At 72.4% G+C, this 21,377-nt stretch carries 21 protein-coding genes; 8 read left to right on the top strand and 13 right to left on the bottom strand.

Annotation, left to right across the window (positions count from 1 at the left end):
- Positions 1–17 precede the first annotated feature (17 nt).
- Positions 18–572 (top strand): TetR/AcrR family transcriptional regulator, encoded by a 555-nt coding sequence (locus ACZ5UI_RS16190; protein WP_464188667.1) that lies wholly within the window; start codon positions 18–20, stop codon positions 570–572.
- A 3-nt stretch (positions 573–575) separates the two neighbouring features.
- On the opposite strand, the gene ACZ5UI_RS16185 is transcribed toward ACZ5UI_RS16190, so the two are convergent.
- On the bottom strand, positions 576–746 hold the full coding sequence (locus tag ACZ5UI_RS16185) for a hypothetical protein (protein ID WP_464188665.1): 171 nt from the start codon (positions 744–746) through the stop codon (positions 576–578).
- 130 nt (positions 747–876) lie between these two features.
- Here ACZ5UI_RS16185 and ACZ5UI_RS16180 point away from each other — a divergent pair, with 130 nt between their 5' ends.
- Complete coding sequence (locus ACZ5UI_RS16180; protein WP_464188663.1) at positions 877–1,248, top strand: RidA family protein; 372 nt, start codon at positions 877–879, stop codon at positions 1,246–1,248.
- Between the two features lie 15 nt (positions 1,249–1,263).
- Here the strand turns inward: ACZ5UI_RS16180 and ACZ5UI_RS16175 are convergent, their stop codons facing one another.
- The gene (locus ACZ5UI_RS16175) at positions 1,264–2,622 is read right to left on the bottom strand and encodes a serine hydrolase domain-containing protein (protein ID WP_464188660.1); all 1,359 of its coding nucleotides are present in this window, start codon (positions 2,620–2,622) and stop codon (positions 1,264–1,266) included.
- A gap of 97 nt (positions 2,623–2,719) precedes the next feature.
- On the opposite strand from ACZ5UI_RS16175, the gene ligD reads away from it, so the two are divergent.
- Entirely contained in the window at positions 2,720–3,787 is a 1,068-nt protein-coding gene (gene ligD, locus ACZ5UI_RS16170; protein ID WP_464188658.1) for a non-homologous end-joining DNA ligase, read from the top strand.
- On the opposite strand, the gene ACZ5UI_RS16165 is transcribed toward ligD, so the two are convergent.
- From ACZ5UI_RS16165 to ACZ5UI_RS16150, 4 genes are all read right to left on the bottom strand, one after another.
- On the bottom strand, positions 3,784–4,659 hold the full coding sequence (locus tag ACZ5UI_RS16165) for an exodeoxyribonuclease III (protein WP_464188656.1): 876 nt from the start codon (positions 4,657–4,659) through the stop codon (positions 3,784–3,786). The two genes, ligD and ACZ5UI_RS16165, sit on opposite strands and share 4 nt — an antisense overlap.
- A 19-nt stretch (positions 4,660–4,678) precedes the next feature.
- The gene (locus tag ACZ5UI_RS16160) at positions 4,679–5,569 is read right to left on the bottom strand and encodes a calcium-binding protein (protein WP_464188654.1); all 891 of its coding nucleotides are present in this window, start codon (positions 5,567–5,569) and stop codon (positions 4,679–4,681) included.
- Positions 5,569–6,465, bottom strand: coding sequence for a calcium-binding protein (locus ACZ5UI_RS16155; protein WP_464188652.1), 897 nt, complete (start codon positions 6,463–6,465; stop codon positions 5,569–5,571). The genes ACZ5UI_RS16160 and ACZ5UI_RS16155 overlap by 1 nt, the downstream gene beginning before the upstream one ends.
- A 76-nt stretch (positions 6,466–6,541) precedes the next feature.
- A complete protein-coding gene (locus ACZ5UI_RS16150) occupies positions 6,542–7,021 on the bottom strand; it encodes a hypothetical protein (protein ID WP_464188650.1) in 480 nt (159 codons plus the stop codon).
- Positions 7,022–7,122: 101 nt separating this feature from the next.
- Here ACZ5UI_RS16150 and ACZ5UI_RS16145 point away from each other — a divergent pair, with 101 nt between their 5' ends.
- The 3 genes from ACZ5UI_RS16145 to ACZ5UI_RS16135 are packed head-to-tail and all read left to right on the top strand — an operon-like array spanning position 7,123 to position 11,764.
- Positions 7,123–9,447 (top strand): arylsulfatase, encoded by a 2,325-nt coding sequence (locus tag ACZ5UI_RS16145; protein ID WP_464188648.1) that lies wholly within the window; start codon positions 7,123–7,125, stop codon positions 9,445–9,447.
- Entirely contained in the window at positions 9,447–10,121 is a 675-nt protein-coding gene (locus tag ACZ5UI_RS16140; protein WP_464188646.1) for a GAP family protein, read from the top strand. Before ACZ5UI_RS16145 ends, ACZ5UI_RS16140 begins: the two co-directional genes overlap by 1 nt.
- A 5-nt stretch (positions 10,122–10,126) precedes the next feature.
- Positions 10,127–11,764, top strand: coding sequence for a SulP family inorganic anion transporter (locus tag ACZ5UI_RS16135; protein WP_464197836.1), 1,638 nt, complete (start codon positions 10,127–10,129; stop codon positions 11,762–11,764).
- Here the strand turns inward: ACZ5UI_RS16135 and ACZ5UI_RS16130 are convergent.
- The 3 genes from ACZ5UI_RS16130 to ACZ5UI_RS16120 form a co-directional block, all read right to left on the bottom strand.
- Positions 11,751–12,179 carry an SRPBCC family protein gene (locus ACZ5UI_RS16130; RefSeq protein WP_464188644.1) on the bottom strand — a complete coding sequence of 143 codons (429 nt, stop codon included), beginning with the start codon at positions 12,177–12,179 and terminating at the stop codon, positions 11,751–11,753. The genes ACZ5UI_RS16135 and ACZ5UI_RS16130 overlap by 14 nt on opposite strands.
- Positions 12,172–12,501 (bottom strand): ArsR/SmtB family transcription factor, encoded by a 330-nt coding sequence (locus tag ACZ5UI_RS16125; protein ID WP_464188642.1) that lies wholly within the window; start codon positions 12,499–12,501, stop codon positions 12,172–12,174. The genes ACZ5UI_RS16130 and ACZ5UI_RS16125 overlap by 8 nt, the downstream gene beginning before the upstream one ends.
- A 108-nt stretch (positions 12,502–12,609) precedes the next feature.
- Complete coding sequence (locus tag ACZ5UI_RS16120; RefSeq protein ID WP_464188640.1) at positions 12,610–13,614, bottom strand: TIGR00341 family protein; 1,005 nt, start codon at positions 13,612–13,614, stop codon at positions 12,610–12,612.
- 153 nt (positions 13,615–13,767) lie between these two features.
- Here ACZ5UI_RS16120 and ACZ5UI_RS16115 point away from each other — a divergent pair, with 153 nt between their 5' ends.
- Together ACZ5UI_RS16115 and ACZ5UI_RS16110 are read left to right on the top strand one after the other, a co-directional pair.
- Positions 13,768–14,442, top strand: a complete 675-nt coding sequence (locus ACZ5UI_RS16115) for a L,D-transpeptidase (RefSeq protein WP_464188638.1) — start codon at positions 13,768–13,770, stop codon at positions 14,440–14,442.
- On the top strand, positions 14,430–16,778 hold the full coding sequence (locus tag ACZ5UI_RS16110) for a DUF11 domain-containing protein (protein WP_464188636.1): 2,349 nt from the start codon (positions 14,430–14,432) through the stop codon (positions 16,776–16,778). The genes ACZ5UI_RS16115 and ACZ5UI_RS16110 overlap by 13 nt, the downstream gene beginning before the upstream one ends.
- Here ACZ5UI_RS16110 and ACZ5UI_RS16105 read toward each other — a convergent pair.
- The 4 genes from ACZ5UI_RS16105 to ACZ5UI_RS16090 are packed head-to-tail and all read right to left on the bottom strand — an operon-like array spanning position 16,775 to position 21,336.
- A complete protein-coding gene (locus tag ACZ5UI_RS16105) occupies positions 16,775–17,695 on the bottom strand; it encodes an HAD family hydrolase (protein WP_464188634.1) in 921 nt (306 codons plus the stop codon). The two genes, ACZ5UI_RS16110 and ACZ5UI_RS16105, sit on opposite strands and share 4 nt — an antisense overlap.
- The gene (locus ACZ5UI_RS16100) at positions 17,692–18,645 is read right to left on the bottom strand and encodes a formylglycine-generating enzyme family protein (protein ID WP_464188632.1); all 954 of its coding nucleotides are present in this window, start codon (positions 18,643–18,645) and stop codon (positions 17,692–17,694) included. The genes ACZ5UI_RS16105 and ACZ5UI_RS16100 overlap by 4 nt, the downstream gene beginning before the upstream one ends.
- Complete coding sequence (locus ACZ5UI_RS16095) at positions 18,642–19,820, bottom strand: class I SAM-dependent methyltransferase (protein ID WP_464188630.1); 1,179 nt, start codon at positions 19,818–19,820, stop codon at positions 18,642–18,644. Before ACZ5UI_RS16095 ends, ACZ5UI_RS16100 begins: the two co-directional genes overlap by 4 nt.
- A 13-nt stretch (positions 19,821–19,833) precedes the next feature.
- Positions 19,834–21,336: an arylsulfatase gene (locus ACZ5UI_RS16090; RefSeq protein ID WP_464188628.1), complete on the bottom strand. Its 1,503-nt coding sequence runs from the start codon at positions 21,334–21,336 to the stop codon at positions 19,834–19,836.
- Positions 21,337–21,377 lie beyond the last annotated feature (41 nt).

Raw genomic sequence — 21,377 nt, 5'->3', positions numbered from 1 at the left:
CTATACGCTGCGGCCCGATGGCCGTGCAACCACCGCGCCGGATCGACCGCCAGCGCCGCCAGCGCGTGATCGACGGGGCCCTGGATGCGATCGCCATCCACGGCGTCGAGGGGCTCACCCACCGCAAGGTCGCGGAGGTCGCCGGGGTGCCCAAGTCGGCGACGACCTACTACTTCAGCTCGCTGGAGGATCTGCTCGACGCGGCCATGAGCGACGCCGCGCAGCGCGACATCGCGGCGCTGCGCGCGCGCTTCGGCGCGCCGGGCGATCCCGTCGACGTGGTCGAGGTGCTGACCGCCTACCTGTACGACACCGCCACGGTCAACCGCCGCGAGGGCGTGATCGTGGCCGAGCTGTACGTCGCCGCGCTGCGGCGGCCGCGGCTGCGCGCCGTGGGCGCGGCCTGGGACGCGGCGTGGGCGGAGCTGCTCACCCCGTCGCTGGGCGACGCCGCCCGCGTGGTCACGACGGCGATCGGCGGCCTCGCGCAGCGCGCGTTGCTGTCCGAGGGCGACGTCGACCGCGACGAGATCCGGCGCGACGTGCGCCTGCTCGTCGGGACGGCGGGTTAGTCGTCAGTTGGTCTCGCGCGCGGCGGGCTCCACGATCGCGCCGTGAATCGCCGGCCGCGTCGTGTACCAGAGGGTGAAGCGCCCCACGAGGCGGCCACCGTCACGGATGAACCCGGCGAGCCGCTGCTCGAGCGACGCCGAATCGGTGTCGAAAAGGCTCTGCCTGTCTCCCATGGCCTGATGATCGGCCGGTGGGGGGCAGATCTGTATCAACCAGGGGTCCAGGGTTGTTCCCCCTGCACCCGGCCAGGTTGTCGACCGTTCGGCACCGTCCGATCCGGCCGGACCTGACACGCTGCCCGGCATGACCGACGACGCGACGTTCGTGGCAGGCGATCTGAACTGGTTCTCGGCGGCCGCGCGCGGCGGTGGCCTGGTGTTCCTGGCCGGCCATGTCGGCAGCCAGGCCGACGGCAGCGGGGAGCACGCGCCGTTCGCCACCCAGGTGGAGCAGACGCTCGACAACCTCGAGGCGACGCTGGCCAAGGCCGGGCTGACCTTCGGCCACCTGCTGAAGCTGAACGTGTACCTGGCCGACATCGCCGACTTCGCCACGTTCAACCAGATCTACTGCGACCGCTACCCCGAACCGCGGCCGGCCCGCACGACCGTGCAGGCGCCGCTGGCCAAGGGCTGGCAGTTCGAGGTCGACGGCGTCGCCCGCGACGCCGCCTGACCTCGACCGCCGTGCTCAGCGCGCGTCGTTGAGCCCGTTGAGCAGCACGCCGCACTGGGTGTTGCCGGTGGGCCGCTGCGAGTTCATCAGCAGGGCCAGCGACAGCTTCTGGGGCCCGGTCATCACGCAGGTGTGGATCTCGGTGTTGGGGAAGTAGCCGTCGCCGCCGTGCCACCACACGTCGGCTGACTTGAACGCCGGGTTGTTGGAGTTGGGGTTCCAGCCGAGGCGGTTGTCGAGCATGCTGGTGCGCGCCGGCGTCGACAGGATCGCGTCGGAGTTGCGCATCCGGTCGGCCACGGCCGCCAGGTCGCGGGCCGACAGGTGCAGGCCGCGATGGCCGCCGCACTCCTGGGTCACGGTGCCGGTGTACTCGATCTGCTGGCCGCCGTTCTGCAGGTTGTTGCGGTCGTAGGCGCGCGCCGCGGTGTCGTCGAAGTCGTCCCAGCACTTCGCCGCGGAACGGCCGGCCGGGATCATGATCTTCTCGTTGACGTAGGCCCGGTAGCGGTCGCCGTGGTTGGCGGCCGTGACGGCGGACTGCGGCCCGCCGGACTTCTTCCACAGGCCCGGGAGCAGCACCCGCAGCATCGCGTAGTTGGCGTTCTTGTAGGAGTAGGTGTTGGGCACCACGCCGGTCTTGACGATCGCCTGCACGCCGGCGAACGTGTTGCCCCAGGCGGACGTGTCGATCTGCGCGTTGCCGAAGGCCTGGTTGATGCCCGACGTGTGGGTCAGCAGGTGCTTGAACGTGATCGCGTTCGGCCCCGAGCCGACGAAGCCGGCACCGTGGGCCCAGCCGGCCGGGAGGTAGGGCCACACCGGGTCGTCCACGCTGACGCCGGCGTCGTCGAGCGCCTTGACGATCGCCATGCCGGTGATCGTCTTGGTCGCGCTCATCAGCTCCATGCGTGTGTTGATCGTGAAGATCGTGCCCTTCGGGTTGCCCTCGCCGTCGTTGGGGCGGCGAGCGAACCCGAACCCGTCGCCGGCCACGAACTTGCCGTCCTGCAGCACGACGTAGGCCCAGCCGACGGGCTCACCCTGCTTCATGCGCGACTCGATGCCGCTGACCAGCTTGGGGATCGAGACGAGCGCCGCGCCCGCGGTGCCCGGTGAGGGGTTGGCCGGCGCGGGCGGGTCGGGCGTCGGCGTCGGGGCGGGGACGCCGATCGGGCCCGGCGCCGGAGCGGGGGTCGGCGTCGGCGTCGGCGTCGGCGTCGGCGTGGGCGTCGGGGTGGGGGTCGGCCGCGTCGGCGGCGGCGGGGGATCGACCGGATCGGTGGGGAGCTGGGCGGAGGCCACGGCCGGGAAGGACAGGGCCAGTGCGGCGACGAGCGCGGCGCGGGTCAGCGTGCGGGGAGAACGGAGCATGGGTGCAGCCTCCCGGCGGGCGTCCGAAACCGCATGAGGGGTTGACCCCTGTCTTGCCTCTGGGGGATTCCCGGCGCCGATGCCGTAGAACACGACCATGGCCGCGTCGTCGGAAGCTTTCATCGAGGCTGGTGGGCGCGAGGTGCGGGTCTCCAGCGCCGACCGCGTGATCTTCCCGCAGACCGAGCGCACCGCGGCGGTGACCAAGCTCGACGTGGCCAACTACTACGTCTCCGTCCAGGACGGCATCATGCGCGCGCTGCGCAACCGGCCGACCACGCTGGAGCGCTGGCCCAAGGGCGTGCACGAGGGGATCGTGCTGTCCACGCGCGAGCGCGGCGGCGGCGACGCGTTCTTCCAGAAGCGCGTGCCCAAGGGCGCGCCCGACTACGTGGAGACCGCGCGCATCGCCTTCCCGTCGGGCCGGTTCGCCGACGAGATCGCGCCCACCGAGATCGCCGTCGTGGCCTGGGCGGCGCACATGGGCACGATCACCTTCCACCCGTGGCCGGTCCGCCGCGACGACGTCGACCACCCCGACGAGCTGCGCATCGACCTCGATCCGCAACCCGGCACCGACTTCGCCGACGCCGTGCGCGTGGCCGCGACCGCGCGCGAGCTGCTGGCCGATCTGGGCTACGTCGGCTTCCCCAAGACCTCGGGCGGTCGCGGCGTGCACATCTACGTGCGCATCGAGCCGCGCTGGACGTTCACCGACGTGCGCCACGCGGCGATCGCCTTCGGCCGCGAGCTGGAGCGCCGGCGGCCCGGGGAGGTCACGACGAAGTGGTGGAAGGAGGAGCGCGGCGAGCGCATCTTCGTCGACTACAACCAGAACGCCCGCGACCGGACGATCGCCTCGGCCTACAGCATCCGGCCCAGGCCGGGCGCGCCCGTGTCGGCCCCGGTCACCTGGGACGAGCTGGGAGACGTGCGGCCCGAGGACTTCACCGTCGCGACCATGCCGGCGCGCTTCGCCGAGGTCGGCGACCGCCACGCGGCGATCGACGACGTGCACCACTCGCTGCAGCCGCTGCTGGACATGTACGCGGCCGACGAGGCCGGCGACATGCCCTATCCGCCCGACTACCCGAAGATGCCGGGCGAGCCCAAGCGCGTGCAGCCGTCCCGCGACCGGGACCGGCCCAAGGACGAAGGGGACTAATCCTCGGGCGCGGACTGGGGCAGCTTCTTCGCGCCCCGCTTGGTCACCGGCGCCGAGGGCGGCGGCACGACCGGCCCGATGTCGCCGTCGGGTGCCTCATCCAGGTCGACCATCACAGGGGCGTGGTCGGACGGCCCCTTGCCCTTGCGGGCCTGGCGGTCGATCCACGCCGCCTGCACCCGCTCGGCCACCGCGTCGCCGGCCAGCACGAGGTCGATGCGCATGCCCAGGTCCTGGTGGAACATGCCGGCGCGGTAGTCCCAGTAGGAGAACACGCGCTGGTCGGGCCAGCGGTCGCGCACCACGTCGTGCAGGCCGACGGCCTCCAGCGCGGCCAGCGCGTCGCGCTCGGGCTTGGTCACGTGCGTGTGGCCCGCGTAGGCCTCGGGGTCGAACACGTCGGCGTCGGTCGGGGCGATGTTGACGTCGCCCAGCACGACGGTGGACGTCGGGTCGCCCGCGGCCACCAGGTCGCGCAGGACGCCCAGCCACGCGAGCTTGTAGCGGTAGTGGTCGGAGTCCGGCGTGCGCCCGTTGGGCACGTACACCGAGACGAAGCGCACGCCGCCGCAGGTGGCCCACACCGCGCGCGGCTCGGGATCGGGGAAGCCGGGCCCGTCGGGCAGCCCGAGCACGACGTCCTCGAGACCGACCTTCGACAGGATCGCCACGCCGTTCCACTGGGCCACGCCGTGTGCGGCGTACTCGTACCCGCGGGCCTGGAGCTCCCCGCCCAGCAGCTCGGTGAACGCGGCGTCGGCCAGCTTGGTCTCCTGCAGGCAGACGACGTCGGGCCGGCGCTCGTCCAGCCAGGGCAGGAACCGGGGCACGCGCTGCTTGATCGAGTTGACGTTCCAGGTGGCGATCCGCACCCGCCCTACGGTACGCGCGTCAGCCGACGTCCGGCGGGTGCGCCGGTGTGTTCTGCGGCGTGGTGTAGACGTGCTCGCAGTGCGTGAAGGTGTCGTGCGGGTCGCCCACGGCGACGTCCTCGCCGGGGCCGCAGTCGATCACGTCGTGGTTGCCGTCCTTGGTGGAGAACCGGTCGTTGCCCGGGCCACCCTCCAGGATGTCCTTGCCGTGGTCGTCGAACAGCTCGTCGTCGCCCGGCCCGCCGGACAGGTGGTCGCGGCCGGCGCCGCCGAGCTCGATGTCGTCGCCGGCGCCGCCGGTCATCGTGTCGTCGCCGGGGCCGCCGATCAGCTCGTCGCTGCCGGCGCCGTCGTGGATCACGTTGTCCTCGTCGTCGCCGTGGCGGACCGTCGGGACCGGGTCGGCGACCGTCGTGCGGGCCATCGCGGCCACCGGCGCGACGAGGCCCGAGGTCTCCGGCGTGCAGTCGTGGAACGTGCGCACGCCCCAGCCCCACGGGCTCCAGTTGTGGTAGGTCGGGTACACGCCGGAGTCGCCGTCGGTCTGCGCGCCGCTGCGCGTGTAGGCCGGGCGCAGCTCGCCCAGCGGGAAGTTCCAGACCACCCACTCCCCGTTGTAGGTCCAGTAGTCCCAGGCCATCGCGCTGACCAGCTTGGCCCCGTTGGAGCCGGGGATCCGGTACCCGTTCGGGCAGGCGGGCCCGCTCGCCTCGGCCGGGTCGCGGGCGGATCGGTGTGGTGGCGCCTGGAACCGGGCATAGCAGATGCGCGTCGGGTTGCCGTGCCCGTCGCGCTGTTGCGAGATCCCGTCCCCGTGGCAGGGGTCGTGCGGGGTGCGGGCCTGGGCGGCGGACGCGCCGGCGAGCAGGACGCCCGCGGCCAGGGCCGGGATGAGCAGCCGGCGGAGCATCAGCCCACGTGCGGCGGATGGGCCGGATCGTCGGCGGGCGAGCGGTAGGCGTGCTCGCAGTCGACGTAGGTGTCGTGTGCGTCGCCGATGGCGATGTCCTCGCCGGGGCCGCAGTCGATCACGTCGTGGTTGCCGTCGCGCGCGGAGAAGCGGTCGTTGCCCGGGCCGCCCTCCAGGATGTCCTTGCCGTGGTCGTCGAACAGCTCGTCGTCGCCCGGGCCGCCGGACAGGTGGTCGGCCCCGGTGCCGCCCAGCTCGACGTCGTCGCCGGCGCCGCCGGTCATCGTGTCGTCCCCGGGGCCGCCCACGAGCTCGTCGCTCCCCGCGCCGTCGTGGATCACGTTGTCCGCGTCGTCGCCCTGGCGCACGTCGGGTGCCGGCTCGGCCAGCGTGGTCCGGGCCATCATCGCCACGGGCGCGACGAGACCCGAGCCGATCGGCTCGCAGCCGGCGAACGAGCGCGCACCCCAGTTCCACGAGCCCCAGTTGTGGACGTAGGGGTAGTAGCCGGAGAGGCCTGTCGCTCTCGTGCCGTCCGTGTTGGTCGCGTGCACGCTCAGGCTGTACAGGTTCCAGGTGACCCACTCGCCGTTGTGGGTCCAGTAGTCCCAGTCGGACGGGAAGCGCCCGCCGTGATCGCCGGTCGAGCCGGGGATCCGGTACCCGTCGGGACAGGTCTCGCCCGCTCGGTGGTGCGTGCCGGCCGGGTCCACCATCGTCCGGTGCGGCGGGACGTGGAACCTGCGGTTGCAGGCCCGCTGGGGCTGGCCGTTCTCGCGTTGCAACGAGAACCCGTCGCCCTGGCAGGGATCGTGGGCGGTGCGGGCGTCGGCGGCCGACGCAAGGACCGACAGGGCGCAGACGGCCAGCGCGAGGCACAGAGAGCGGCGGACCACATCCCGGAGTATCAGGGTTCGGCGACGCTGGTGGACCCGCGACTTTGGGCCGGGCCACCCTGCAATTTCGCGCCGATCAGCGACTGCGGGCCACGCGCCGGCCGCGCGCGTCGTAGCCGCTGACCCCGGTGACCTTCGCCGTCGTCGTGGGCAGCGCGTCGGCGCCGAAGTACCGGACCTTGGCGCCCAGCACCCGGCTCCACGCCTGCGGGCCGGCCTTCGTGGCGATCTTCAGACGCTGGCCATCGGCGAAGGACACCGTCACCGACCGCGCCTGGGCGGTGACCACGCCGCCGACGACGTAGGACGTGGTCGTCTCGCCCGACGCGCTGCTTGCGCTGACCGGCACCACGTTGCCGCCGGCGTGCAGGCTGCCGGCGGCGCAGCCCGTGCCGGTGCCGGGGTGGAACCCGTCGGCCAGCGTCGCGTCGATGTCCAGGCACACGCCCTTGACGCCGCCGAGGCTCTGATGGTGCGCGCTGATCGACCAGGTCCCGCCCGCGGCCAGCGGGCCGGAGAGGATGGACGTGGCGGCGGCGGCGATGGCGAGGATCATCGGGTGGCTATCCCCGCTGACGGCGCACTTGAGACGCGCCGGGTGCGCGCGTAGGCTCGCGCGGTCCACGCAGGGCGGCAACCGAGGCGGGCGGAGGCAGCATGGCCAAGCAGTTCCAGGGCAAGATCGAGCTCGATGTGCGCGACTCGGTGATGGATTGGGGTCCCTACCGCGAGGAGCCGGCGCCCGAGGGCGCGCCCAACGTGCTCGTCGTGCTCTACGACGACACGGGACTGGCGGCCTGGTCGCCCTACGGCGGGCGCATCCAGATGCCGACGATGGACCGCCTGGCCGCGGGCGGCCTGACCTACTCGCAGTGGCACACGACGGCGTTGTGCTCGCCCACGCGCTCCTGCTTCCTGACCGGGCGCAACCACCACCAGAACGGGTTCGCGCAGATCGCCGAGGGGGCGCAGGGCTTCCCCGGCCACACCGGCCACATCCCCATGGAGAACGCCACCGTCGGTGAGGTCCTGCGCGAGAACGGCTGGAACACGTTCTGGGTCGGCAAGAACCACAACATCCCCATCGACGAGTGGGCCATGGGCGCGACCAAGCGCAACTGGCCGCTGGCCCGGGGCTTCGACCGCTTCTACGGCTTCATCGCCGGCGAGACGAACCAGTGGTATCCCGACCTGGTCGAGGACAACCACTACACCGAGCCGCCTTACACGCCCGAAGAGGGCTACCACCTGTCCAAGGACCTGGCCGACAAGGCGCTCGGGTTCATCCGCGACTCCAAGCAGTCGCATCCCGACAAGCCCTGGTACATGTGGTTCTGCCCGGGCGCCAACCACGCTCCGCATCACGCCCCGCAGGAGTACATCGACAAGTACAAGGGCCAGTTCGACGACGGCTACGAGGCCTATCGCGAGTGGGTCCTGCCCCGGATGATCGAGCGCGGCATCCTGCCCGAGAGCACGGAGCTCTCGCCGCTGAACCCGCTGCCCGACGGTTGGTCGATCGACTCCGACCAGGTGCTGCCCTGGGAATCGCTGAGCGCCGACGAGAAGCGCCTGTTCAGTCGCATGGCCGAGGTGTACGCGGGCTTCAGCGAGTACACCGACGCCCAGGTCGGGCGGATCGTCGACTACCTCGAGGAGTCCGGCCAGCTCGACAACACGCTGATCCTCTACTGCGCCGACAACGGCGCCTCGGGCGAGGGCACGCCGACCGGCTCGGTCAACGAGCAGAAGTTCTTCAACGCCTGGCCCGACAGCATCGAGGACAACCTGGCGATGATCGACAAGCTCGGCTCGCCGGAGACCTACAACCACTACCCGACCGGCTGGGCCGCGGCGTTCTGCACGCCGTTTCAGATGTTCAAGCGCTACACGTACCAGGGCGGGGTCGCCGATCCGCTCGTGGTGCACTGGCCCAAGGGCATCAAGGCCCGCGGCGAGGTGCGCGACCAGTACCACCACTGCACCGACATCGTCCCGACGATCCTCGAGTGCTGCGGCGTGTCGATGCCCGACTTCGTCCAGGGCTACGAGCAGACGCCGCTGCCCGGCGTGTCGATGAAGTACACGTTCGACGACGCGTCGGTGCCGACGATGAAGCAGGTCCAGTACTACGAGATGTTCGGCACCCGGGCGCTGTGGCGCGACGGCTGGAAGGTCGTCGCCCAGCGGGGGCCCAACGTGGGCAAGGGCCACTTCGAGAGCGACACCTGGCAGCTCTTCCACGTCGAGGAGGACCGAGCCGAGAACCACGACCTGGCCGGCGAGAACCCGCAGCTCGTGCAGCAGCTCGTGGCCCAGTGGTACGTCGAGGCGGGCAAGTACGACGTGCTGCCGTTGGACGACCGCACGGTGGCCGAGCTGATCGCCACGCAGCCCGAGGCGCTGATCCCGCCCGGCGGGATCTACCGCTACTACCCGGGCACGCTGGAGGTGCCGGAGTTCGCGGCGGCCAACACGCGCGGCCGCTCGTACAAGATCCTCGCGCAGGTGGAGCTCGACGACGGCGGCGCCGAGGGCGTGATCTACGCCCAGGGCGCGCGCTTCGGCGGCCACTCGCTGTTCATCAAGGGCGGCAAGCTCTGGTACGTCTACAACTTCATCGGCATCCCGCCAGAGCAGCAGCTCGTCTCCGAGGTCGACCTGACCCCGGGCCAGCACGTGCTGGGCATGGAGTTCGTCAAGGAGTCGACCGACGACCGCCACACGTCGCACGGCACGGCCAAGCTCTACGTCGACGACGCGGTCGTGGCCCAGGCCGAGCTGCGCACCCAGCCGGGGCACTTCGCGCTGTGCGGCGAGGGCCTGACCATCGGTCGCGACGGCGGTGACCCGGTCTCCAAGGAGTACGCCGCCGGCTTCGGCTTCACCGGCGGGCGGATCCTCGAGGTCGAGGTCAACATCGGCGACGACGTGTACCTCGACGTGGAGCGCGACTTCGCCGCCGCGCTGGCGCGCGACTGATGCTCCAGCAGGCCATCGGGCAGGTCCTGTCGTTCGGCGTCGGCGTGGCCATCAGCCCCGTGCCGATCATCGCGGTCGTGCTGATGCTGGGCACGCCGCGCGCGCGGTCCAACGGGCCGGCGTTCCTGGTCGGGTGGATCGTCGGCCTGGCCATCGTCGGCGCGATCGTGCTGCTGGTGGCCGGCAGCGCCGGGGCCGACGACGACGGCGGGACATCGGGCGGCGTGGCCTGGGTGAAGATCGTGCTCGGGCTGGTGCTCATGCTGCTGGCGCTGCGCCAGTGGCGCTCGCGTCCGCACGGCGGCCAGCAGGGCGAGCTGCCCAAGTGGATGGCGGCGATCGATCAGTTCGGCCCGCCCAAGGCGGCGGGCATCGCGGTGGTGCTGTCGGCGGTCAACCCGAAGAACCTGCTGCTGACCGTGGGCGCCGGGCTGGCCATCAGCCAGACCGGCGCGTCGACCGGCGACGAGGTCGTCGCGCTGGCCGTGTTCATCCTCATCGCCACGCTCGGCGTGGCCGCCCCGATCGTCATCTTCTTCGCCATGGGCGAGCGCGCGGTCAAGCTGCTGGACGGCATGAAGACCTGGCTGGGGGCCAACAACAACGCGGTCATGGCCGTGCTGTTCCTGGTTCTCGGCGCCAAGCTCCTGGGCGACGGCATCACCATCGCGTGACCTGGCTGCTCCCCTCGCTGCGGGGCTATCAGCGAGGGTGGCTGCGCGGCGACCTGATCGCCGGGCTGACCGTCTGGGCCGTGCTCGTGCCCGAGGCGCTGGCCTACGCGACGATCGCCGGCGTCTCGCCGGTGGTCGGGCTGTACGCCGCGCCGGGCGCGCTGCTGCTCTACGCGCTGCTGGGCAGCTCGCGCCACCTGGTCACCGGGCCGATGTCGGCCACCGCGGCGCTGAGCGCGGCAACGGTGGCCGACGTGGTCACCGGCGACGCGGGCGCGTTCACCACGGCGACCGCGGCGCTGGCCATCACGGCGGGCGGCGCCGCGCTGGTCGCCGGGCTGCTGCGCCTGGGCTTCCTGGCCTCGTTCATCTCCGAACCGGTGATCAAGGGGTTCATCGTCGGCCTGGCGCTGACCATCATCGTCGGCCAGGTGCCCGATCTGCTGGGCATCCCCAAGGGCTCGGGCGACTTCTTCGAGAAGGCCTGGGACGTCCTGGCCAACCTGGGCGACGCGCACGCGCTGACCGTGGCGGTGGGGGTGGGATCGCTGGCGGTGGTGCTGGCGCTGCGGCGGTTCGTGCCCGCGGTCCCCGGATCGCTGGTCGCCGTGGCCATCGGCATCGCGCTGGTCGAGCTCTTCGGCCTCGACGACCACGGGCTGGAGATCGTCGGCCACATCGACAGCGGCCTGCCCGCGCTCGGCCTGCCCGACGCCTCGGCCCACGAGTACGGCTCGCTGGTGGCCGGCGGGATCGGCGTGATGCTCGTCGGGTTCGCCGAGGGGCTGGGCGCGGCCAAGACGTACGCGGCGCGCGAGCACTACGAGATCGACGCCAACCGCGAGCTGCTGGGCCTGGGCGGGGCGAACCTGGCCGCGGGCCTATCGTCCGGGATGGTGGTCAACGGCTCGCTGTCCAAGACGGCGGTCAACGGCTCGGCCGGCGCGCACACCCAGCTGTCGGGCCTGATCGTCGCCGTGCTGACCGTGGTCACGCTGCTCGTGCTCACCGGCCTGTTCGAGTCGCTCCCGTTCGCCACGCTGGCCGCGGTGGTCATCGCGGCCGTGATCGAGCTCGTCGACGTGCCCGCGCTGGTGCGCCTGTACCGAGTCACCCGCGGGGTGCGCGCCGACTTCGTCGCGGCCATTGCCGCGCTGCTCGGCGTGACCATCTTCGACACGCTGCCCGGCCTGTTCATCGGGATCGCCGCCTCGCTGGTGCTGCTGCTCTACCGCGCCTCGACGCCACACGTCACGCCGCTGGGCAAGGTGCCGGGCACGCCCGATCAGTACGGCGATCTGCGCCGCCATCCGGAGAACGTCGTGCCCGAGGGCGTGGTGATCCTGCGCGCGGAGGGCACCCTGTTCTTCGCCAACGCCGATGCGGTGCGCGAGCGGATCCTGCACGCGGCCGCGGCCGACGGCGTGCACGCGGTCGTGCTCGACGCCGAGACGGTGCCCGACGTCGACGTGACCGCGGCGACGATGCTGGTCGCGCTGGACGGCGACCTGCGCCGGCGCGGCGTCACGCTCGTGCTGGCCCACGACGTGGGACGCGTGCGCGACGCCCTGCGCCGGACCGGCGACGCCCCACGCGTGGAGGCGACCGTCGCCGCGGCGGTCGCAGCCGTCAGCGCACGCTGAGGCCGAGCTGCGCGAACGCGGCGGTCCAGCCCGCCTCGGCCCGCTCGGCGCCCCCCGGCGGGAACGGCCCGTCGCTGAACGTCATCCGCGTGCGGTCGCCGTGGTCGTGCAGCTCGATGCGCACGTAGCTGGGCTCGAGCATGCCGGCCTCGGGGATCGGGTCGGCACGCAGGACCAGCAGCGCGGGCGCGTCGAGCTCCACGATCTCGTAGACCAGCCGGTGCGCGCCCCGCGGGCCGGCCATGGTCAGCGCGTACTGGCCGCCGACGCGCAGGTCGATGTCGACGCTGTCGCGCGCCACGTCCATCCCGGGTGGCCCGAACCACGCCGCCACGTGATCGGGGTCGGTCCAGGCCCGGAAGACCCGGTCGCGGGGTGCGTCGAACACGCGCGTGAGCAGCACGGTCTCAGGCATCGGTCATCTCCTCCAGGTGTGCGTCCAGGCGATCCATCCGGGCCTCCCAGGTGCGCTTGCGCGACTGCATCCAGGTGACGGCCTGGTCGAGCGGCTCGGCCTGCATCCGGCTCGGCCGCCACTGGGCCTGGCGCCCGCGCACGATCAGCCCCGCCTGCTCGAGCACCTTCAGGTGGCGCGAGATGGCCGGCTGGCTGATCGGCAGCGGCGCGGCCAGCTGGCCCACCGTGGCCTCGCCGTGGGCCAGGCGCGAGAGGATCTCGCGCCGCGTGGGATCGGCCAGGGCGGCGAACGTCTGGCTGAGCGGGTCCGGATGAGGCATATAGCAATAATGCTATATAACGAATCAGCGAAATACTAGGCGATGAGGTTCTGGGTCGCGACGACCCGGAGGCGCCGATGGTCGATCCGGCCGCGGCTGGGGCGCTGACTACGAGACCGCGCCCACGGCGCGGCGCGAGCCGGCGATGCGGTTGACGACGACGGAGGTGCCCGCCGGCACGGCCCCGGTCAGCAGGCCGGGCAGCGCGTCGTCGTCGCCGCCGTCGCTGGTGCCCTCGACGATCACGATCAGATCGGTTCCGCTGAAACGCGCACCGACGAAGCGCTCGTCGTTGCCGGTGGCCCAGCGCGAGGCGATCGCGTTCACGTCGTCGAGCCGATCGGCGAGCTGGACGGTGCGCGCCGTCGTGACCCCCAGCGCCGCGACGACGACCGCGGCGCCGACGGCCACGACGGCGAGCACCGGCCGGCGGCGCAGCGCGTCGGAGTGCGTGGGGATCGGCTGCAGGCGGGTCAGGCCGAAGATGGCCATGCCGACCACCACGATGGCCAGCACGTTGGTGACGAACAACAGCAACGCCCCGCCCGCGTCGTTCCAGTCACCGGCCTGAGCGGTCACGCCCACCACCGCCAGCGGGGGCACGAGCGAGATGGCGATCGCCACGCCCGGCAGGATGTCGCCGACGTCCCGACGGGCGACGGCGAACGCGCCCGCTGCCCCGGTGGTCGCCGCTGCGACCAGGTCGACGATCGTGGGGGAGACGCGCGCGGTGACCTGGGTGTTGTCGGCCAGGTCCTTGAGTTGGGGCAGCAGCGCGCCCAGCGCGGCGGCCAACCCGACGACGACGACGATCGCCGACAGCAGGATCAGCAGCGAACGAACGAGCGGGCGGACCTCGCCGTAGGCGATGGCCAGCGCGATGCCCTGGATCGGGGTGGCCAGCGGGGCCACGATCATCGCCCCGATCACCGTGGCGGTGGAGTCGCCGACGATCCCCGCCGTGGCGATCGCCGCGGCCAGGACCAGCAGCAGCCAGAAGCGCGTCTGCTTGGCCGCCACGTCGCCGGTGGACAGGTAGACGGCGTCGCGGATCTCCTCCGGCGTGCGCCGCTCGCTCATCAGTCGTTCGGTGAAGCGCGACGCGTGTCCCATCCGGCGGTCCTTCGGCGTCCGCGACGAGGTTTCCTGCGCGCTGCGGGTCGGTCTGGCGGTTTGCCCGGCTGAGCGCTAACGTGCCGTTTGGGAGCGAGGGAGGTGTGCGTGTCGGGCGGGTGCGCAGGTTGGATTTCGGTCGGGTTGGTCGCGATGGCGTGGCTGTGTGCCGCGCCGGCGGTCCACGGGGCCGGTGAGCGTCTGTCCAACGAGCGCACGCTCACCCGCTGGGCGCACCCGGTCCAGCTGGTCCAGGCCCGGCTGAACCCCGATCCGCGCTCGCGCTCGGTGGCCCGGCTGCACTGGCTGACCGAGGACGGACGGCCGGAGGTCTACCTGGCTCTGCGCGAGCGACTCGACGGCGCGGGCCGCGCGTGGGTGCAGGTGCGGCTGCCGCGGCGACCCAACGGCGCCACCGGCTGGGTGCCGCGGACCGCGCTGGGCGTGCTGCGCACGGTGCGCACGGCGCTGGAGATCGACCGCGGGGCGCTGCGCATCCGGTTGCGCCAGGCGGGCCGGGTCGTGTGGTCGGCCCGCGTCGGGATCGGTGCGGTCGGCACGCCGACGCCGGCCGGGCGCTTCTACGTGCGTGAGAAGCTGCGCAACCTGGCCGGCGGCAACCCGCTGTACGGCCCGTGGGCGATCGGGACGAGCGCCTACTCGCGGCTGACCGACTGGCCCGGCGGCGGGGTGGTCGGCATCCATGGCACCAACCAGCCGCAGCTGATCCCAGGACGTCCGTCGCACGGATGCGTGCGCCTGGCCAACGACGACATCGCGGCGCTCGTGCGCCGCCTACCCGTGGGGACGCCGATATGGATTCGCTGACGTGGCGGCGACTGGCCGCGATGGTGACCGTGCTCGTGCTGGGCGGCCTGGTCGCCGCGCTGGCCGCGGACGCGCAGAGCGGCACGCCGGAGACCACGACCACGAGCACGACGCCGACGACCACGACCCCCACCACGCCGACCACGACCACGCCGACGACGACCACGCCGACGACGACCACGCCCCGACGCACCCCGAAGGTGTCCAAGCTCGTCACCTACGCGGCGCGCGTGTGCGACAGCTACACCGACGTCACGGCCAACCTGGCCCGCAACGACATCCAGGAGAGCCTGCGCGACCTCGGGCCCGACACGCTGTACACCGGCGGCGAGCCGATCTCACCGGCCAAGGAGGCCCAGGGCCAGCCCAACTGCCGACCGCTCTCCGGCTGGCCGTTCGTGCTCGGCCAGGGCTACGTGGGCGCGGCGGCCGTCGGTCCCTGGGGGTCGATGTCGGCCGTCAGCGGCGCGTACGCGACGCCGATCGTGACGCTGCCCCAGGTCGCCCTGCGCGACGCACAGGGCCAGGACACCGGCCAGACACTGGCCGGCGCGGTGACCCTCCCGCTGACCGCCGCGCAGGCCGACCGGGCCTCCGCCGGCCAGTCGCTCTGGCTGCAGGGCGGCCTGCCGGCCGACCCGGTGCTGAACACCGCCTACCCGGGGCGCTACGGGTTCGCGGCGCTGCGCTGCGCCATCGACAACCTCAACGGCGACAACGTCGAGTACATCGGCTTCCCGGCCGGGACCGATCATGTCTTCTGCTACGCCTACTACGTCACGCCGCCGCCCACCAGCGGGACGATCATCGTCAAGAAGGTCGTCGACGACCCCACGGCGACGGCATCGCAGGCGTTCACGTTCAGCGGCAACATCTCCTACAACGCCGACCATCGCTTCACGCTGTCGGCGGGCTACGGGGCGCCCGCGCAGCAGTCCTTCTACCGGGGCGCCGTCGGCCCGGGCGATCCGGCGTGGACGTTCCAGGAGGAGGTGCCCGACGGTTGGACGCTGAAGAGCCTGGACTGCGTGTCGGCCAGCGGCGCGAGCACGTCGACGACCGACGTGGCGAGCGGGCAGGCGTCGGTGACGCTGGCTGCCGACGACACGGTCACCTGCACCTACACCGACAGCCTGCAGCCGCCCCCGTCGGGGCTGCAGCTGGGCAAGCGCACGATCGGGGGGATCGGCACCTTCGACTTCTCGGTCAGCGGCCCCGGCAGCACACAGCAGACGATCGCCACCACGGCCGAGGGCGTGTGGACGGGCGGCGCGCCGCTGACCGGCGTGTCGGGGACCTACCAGGTGGCCGAACAGGCGCCCGCGCCGCGGGCGGCGGGCACCTGGCGCACGACGCAGGTCGTCTGCAACGGCGCGGCCCAGCCGCTCAACGCGCCGGTCAGCCTGACCGTGCCGCCGGGTGAGGGCGCGACCTGCGGCTTCACCAACACGTTCATCCCGGGCGGCTCGCTGATCGTGCGCAAGGAGACGATCGGGCGCACGGGCGACGCCGGCTTCCAGATCGCGCGGGTCGGCGGGACGGCGGCCAGCTACGACCAGACGGCCAAGGTGCGCGACACCAAGACGCCGACCCTGGCCCGGGGCGACAGCACGACGAGCATCCCGCTGGGCACCTACACGATCACGGAGTTCGCGCTGGCCCCGCCGACGAAGGGCGCGTGGCGCCTGCAGTCGGTCGTCTGCAACGGGCGCCCGATCACCGCATCCGGCGGGCAGGCGCAGGTGCAGCTGACCAACGCCGAGCCCAAGCTCGACTGCACGTTCACCAACCGCTACGACCCGGACCTCAAGCCCCGGCCGACGCCGACGCCCACCCCGACGCCGTCACCCCCGCCGGCGCCGACACCCACACCCACGCCGGACGGCGGTCAGCCGTCCACGGACGACCTGGCGCCGGCCGACGGCCCGTTCGCCGATCTCGTCATCACCAAGACGGTGACGCCGTCGAGCGTGCGCATCGGCGACAAGGCGCACTACGAGATCGTCGTGGTCAACCGAGGGCCCGACCCGGCGCAGGACGTCGTGGTCACCGAGGTCTCGCCCAACGGGGCCCGCGTGCTCACGCTGAGCAGCACCAAGGGCACCTGCGACGGCCGGCGGCCGGCCAGCTGCTCGCTGGGCACGCTTCAGCCGGGCGAGCGCGTGGTCATCACCACCGACAACGCCCCGGAGCGCGTGGGGCGGCTGGTCAACCGCGTGGCCACGACCTCGTCGACCAGCGACCCCAACCCCGACGACAACGAGGCCCGGGCCGGGCTGACCGTGCGTCCGCCGCTGCCCGAGCAGGGGGCGGTGTCGCCGGCGTTCACGGGCTAGTGACTCAGGGCACGAGCGAACACGGTCTCCCAGTCGCGCCGCATGCTGACGACGATCCAGCCGAGCCGGGCGCCCACGTCGGTGATCGCCTCGTCGGCCTGGAAGGAGACCGCCTCGCCGGCGTAGGCGAACTCGCGCTCGGCGTCGTCGTGGTCGATCAGGACCGCGACGCCGCCGCGCGGGTGGGCCTGCGCCCACTCGAGCATCTCGCGGTCGCCGGCCGAGTTGCCGGCGGCCAGGATCGGCGCGCGGCCGACCTGGGACTGGATGTTCTCGATCTTGGCGCCGCCCTCGTTGGCCTTCCCGATCTGCGCGATCGTGCGGCGCACCACCGGGTGCCCCGCGTCGTCGCGTCCGGACTCGTAGCCGATCAGGGTGCCGACGACCATCCCCGGCTCGACGCCGTAGTACGTCTTGCTCACCCGCCGGACGAACTCGGTCCCGCCGCCGGTCACGATGCCCACCGTGAACTCGTGCGCGCGCAGCTCGGCCAGCAGCTCGAGCATCGGCTGGTAGATGACCCCGCCCACGGGCACGTGCCGGGTGGGATGGCGGTAGCGGGTCAGGAAGTCGTCGGCCGCCGCACCGAACTCCTCCGGCGTCTGCCCATCGAACAGCGCGGCCAGCGCGCCGGCCACCTTGGTCAGGCCGATCTCGGCGATCGCGGCCATGTCCCCGGCCAGGACGGCGGCGAACTCGGGCCGCTGCGCCAGCGCGGGATCCGCGGTCGCGCGTTGGCGCAGCGCGTCGACGAAGAAGTCGAGCTGCACGTAGCTGGGCTTCTCGCACCACATCGTGCCGTCGTTGTCGACGTAGGCCACGCGCTCCTCGATCGGCACCGCGTCGATGCCGTCGAGGAACGCGATCAGGGCATCGCGGGTCGGGCCAGGACGCCACGAGGGCAGTCGGTCGCTCATCTCGCCTCCGATGTGGGGGGTGGTGGTTCGGTCGCGGGCCACACGCAGCGAAAGCCGATGTGGCTCATGCCGGTGTCGATCATCTGCGGGCGGCGCGCGGCCGGCCGGTAGCGCAGGCAGTAGCTGTCGGCGCACAGGTGCGAGCCGCCCTTGATCACCTTCCGCGGGGTGCGGAACTGCGGCTGCGCGGGATCGAGGCTGGACGCGCGATCGCCGCCGCGCGGGTTGACCGGCGCGCAGCAGGACCCGCCGGGATCGGCGTGCGCGGCCCACCAGTCGTCGGTCCACTCCCACACGTTGCCGGCCATGTCGTGCAGGCCGAAGCCGTTGGCCGGGAAGGCGCCCACCGGCGCCGTGCGCAGATGGCCCGACGCGCCCGTGGAGCGCCAGGGGAAGTCGGGCCCGTCCCAGGTGTTGGCCATCAGCCGGCCGTCCGGGCGGGGCTCGTCACCCCAGGTGAACGCCGCGCCCTCCAGGCCACCGCGGGCGGCGAACTCCCACTCGGCCTCGGTGGGCAGGCGGGCGCCCGCCCAGGCGGCGAAGGCGGCCGCGTCCTCGTGCGCGATGTGGACGACCGGATGGGCGGATCGCTCCGCGACCGACGAGCCCGGGCCCTCCGGCGCGCGCCAGCTCGCGCCGGGCACCCAGGCCCACCACTGGCTCAGGTGGCGCAGGTCGACCGGACCCGGGGTGGGGACGAAGACCAGCGAGCCCGCGACCAGGTTCTCCGCCGGGGCGCCGGGGAACTCGGCCGGGTCCAGCGGGCGTTCGGCGACGGTCACGTAGGCGGTGGCCTGCACGAAGGCGGCGAAGCGCGCGTTGGTGACGGCGTAGCGGTCGATCGCGAACGGGTCGAGCCGGACGCGATGCACCGGCGCCTCCTCGGCGTAGTGGCGGTCGGAGCCCATGGTGAACTCGCCGCCGTCCAGGGCGACGACGTCGGCGATCATCGGCCACTCCGATCGATCACGACGAGGTCGTGGCGCCACAGGCGCTGCACGAACGCCGGGTCGCCCAGGTCGGCGATCGTCCGCTGACCGTCGATCGCCTGGAAGACGTCGAGCTCGCGGGCGTCGGCGAACAGCACGAGGTCGGTGTCGGTGTGCGCGCGGTTGATCAGCGCGGCGGCCACCCCGGGCGGCAGGCGCTCCCGCACGACGACCGCGGTGGGCACCACGACCGGCACGCCGGCCCCCGCGAAGTCCAGCGCGCCGGAGCCGGCGTCGTCGGCGGCGAAGGCGATCGCCGTGTGCCGGGTGATCGTGCCTCGGAACAGCTCGACCGCGGCGTACTGCTCGGCGGAGGTCAGCGCCGCGATGCGGGCCGCGTGCGGCGTCTCGCTGATCGCGCCGCAGTCGGGCAGGTACGGCGCCTGGCGCTCCCAGCGGCCGAAGCGCAGCCCCGCCCCGTCGATCAGCGCCAGCAGCTCCGGCACGGCGTAGGCGCGATCGCGCGGGTTGCACAGCGCGTCGGCCAGGGCGCCGTCGTCGGCGAAGTCGCGCGCCTCGCGCAGCAGCCGGCTGAGCGGATGGCCCAGCGGGATCTCGCGCAGCGTGGCCACCAGCTCGGCGAGCTCGGCGGGATCGGTGCCGACGCCCAGGCGCCGGCAGTACTCCTGCAGCAGGTACACGCCGGTCCGTCCGTGGCGCGCGTAGACCATCAACGTCACCGCGCCGCCGGGGGCCAGCACCTCGCGCAGGGCGCGCAGGCCGGCGTCGGGGTCGGCCAGGTGGTGCAGGACGCCGGTGCAGACGACGTGGTCGAAGCGCTGGCCCAGCGTGGCGGCGGCCTCGATCGGCAGCTCGTGCAGCTCGAGGTTGGTGACCGCGTGATGGGCGGCCAGCGCGCGCGTGTGCGCCAGGCTCTCGGCGCTGACGTCGATCCCGACGACGGACGCGCCGGGGTGGCGCAGCGCCCAGCGGACCGCCTGTGCCGTTCCGCACCCCGCGACCAGCACCGACCCGACCGAATCGGCCGGCCGTCCCGGCCAGATCCGGTGGTGGGCCACCCGCGCCGCCCGCCCGTCGTCGGAGCGGGCGGCGACATCGCCCAGGTCGGCGACGGGCGGCGGGTAGGGGTGGCGGTCGTAGAACGCCGCGATCGCGTCGGCGGGCACGCCGCTCACGCCGGGGCCGCCGTCACGAGCTGCCCGCGGCTCCCGCCTGCAGTTTCTGCAGCACCTGCTCGATGTTGAACGACGCCGGCTCCTGCCGCGCCGGGAACTCGACCAGCGACTGCAGCATCTGCGCCACGTACTGCTGGGCCGGAATCAGCAGCCAGGCCCGGGTGAGCAGCCAGTCGTAGTACGTGTTGGAGGTGATGTCGGCCCGTTCGTAGGGATCGGTGCGCAGGTTGAAGATCTTCGGCACCCGCAGCTCGGTGAACGGCTCGGCCCACACGCGCAGGGTCCCGGCGGCCCGCTGCTCGAGGAAGACGATCTTCCAGTTGTCGAAGCGCAACGCGCTCAGATCCCCGTCGTCGGTGACGTAGAAGAAGTGGTGGCGCGGGGAGGCGTCGGCCGCGCCGGTGATGTACTCCAGCTGGTCGAAGCCGTCGAGGTGGACCTTGTACTGCGTCCCGTCGAGCTCGGCGCCCGCCCGCAGCTGCTCGGCGATGTCGGGGTTGCCGGCGGCGGCCAGGAGCGTGACGAACCAGTCGGCGTGGCTGACGATGCCGTTGAGCACCGTCCCGGCCGGGATCCGGTCGGGCCAGCGCAGCAGCAGCGGCACCCGATAGGCGCCCTCCCAGTTGGAGTTCTTCTCGTTGCGGAAGGGGGTCATGCCGGCGTCCGGCCACGAGTTCATGTGCGGGCCGTTGTCGGTCGAGTACATGACGATCGTGTTGTCGGCGATGCCCAGCGCGTCGAGCTCGTCGAGCACCTGGCCGACGATCTCGTCGTGGTAGACCATCGTGTCGTGATAGGGCGACTGCCAGCGCCCGGCCCGGCCCAGATCCTCGTCGCGCGTGTGCGTGCGGAAGTGCATGTGGGTCGTGTTGAACCACAGGAAGAAGGGCGTCTCGTCCTCGTGCTGGCGGCGCATGAAGTCGATCGCCGCGTCGCGGAACTCCTCGTCGCACGTCTTCATCCGCTCGATGGTCAGCGGCCCGGTGTTCTCGATGCGCTGCGTCCCGTCGCCGTTGGCCCACGTGTGCAGCACGCCGCGCGGGCCGTAGCGCTCGCGGAAGTTGGGGAACTCCTCCTCGGTCGGGTAGTCGCGCTCCTCGGGCTCCTCCTCGGCGTTGAGGTGGTAGAGGTTCCCGAAGAACTCGTCGAAGCCGTGCATCGTGGGCAGGAACTCGTCGCGGTCGCCGAAGTGGTTCTTGCCGAACTGGCCGGTGGCGTAGCCCTCGGCCTTCAGCGCGGTGGCGATCGTCGGGTCCTCGGCCCGCAGGCCGATGTCGGCGCCGGGGAAGCCGACCTTGGTCAGCCCGGTGCGGTACGGGTTCTGGCCGGTGATGAACGCCGCGCGGCCGGCGGTGCAGCTCTGCTCGCCGTAGGAGTCGGTGAAGCGCACGCCCTCATCGGCCAGCCGGTCGATGTTCGGCGTCCGGTAGCCCATCAGCCCGTCGCTGTAGCAGCTGAGGTTGGTGATCCCGATGTCATCTCCCCAGATGATCAGGATGTTCGGCTTGTCAGCCACGGCGGCCTCCTCTTGCATCGACGGACGTGCACACTCCCGGC

It is taken from the genome of Conexibacter sp. JCM 18997, from assembly GCF_055391915.1.
This window is presented reverse-complemented; position numbering and strand designations above follow the sequence as displayed.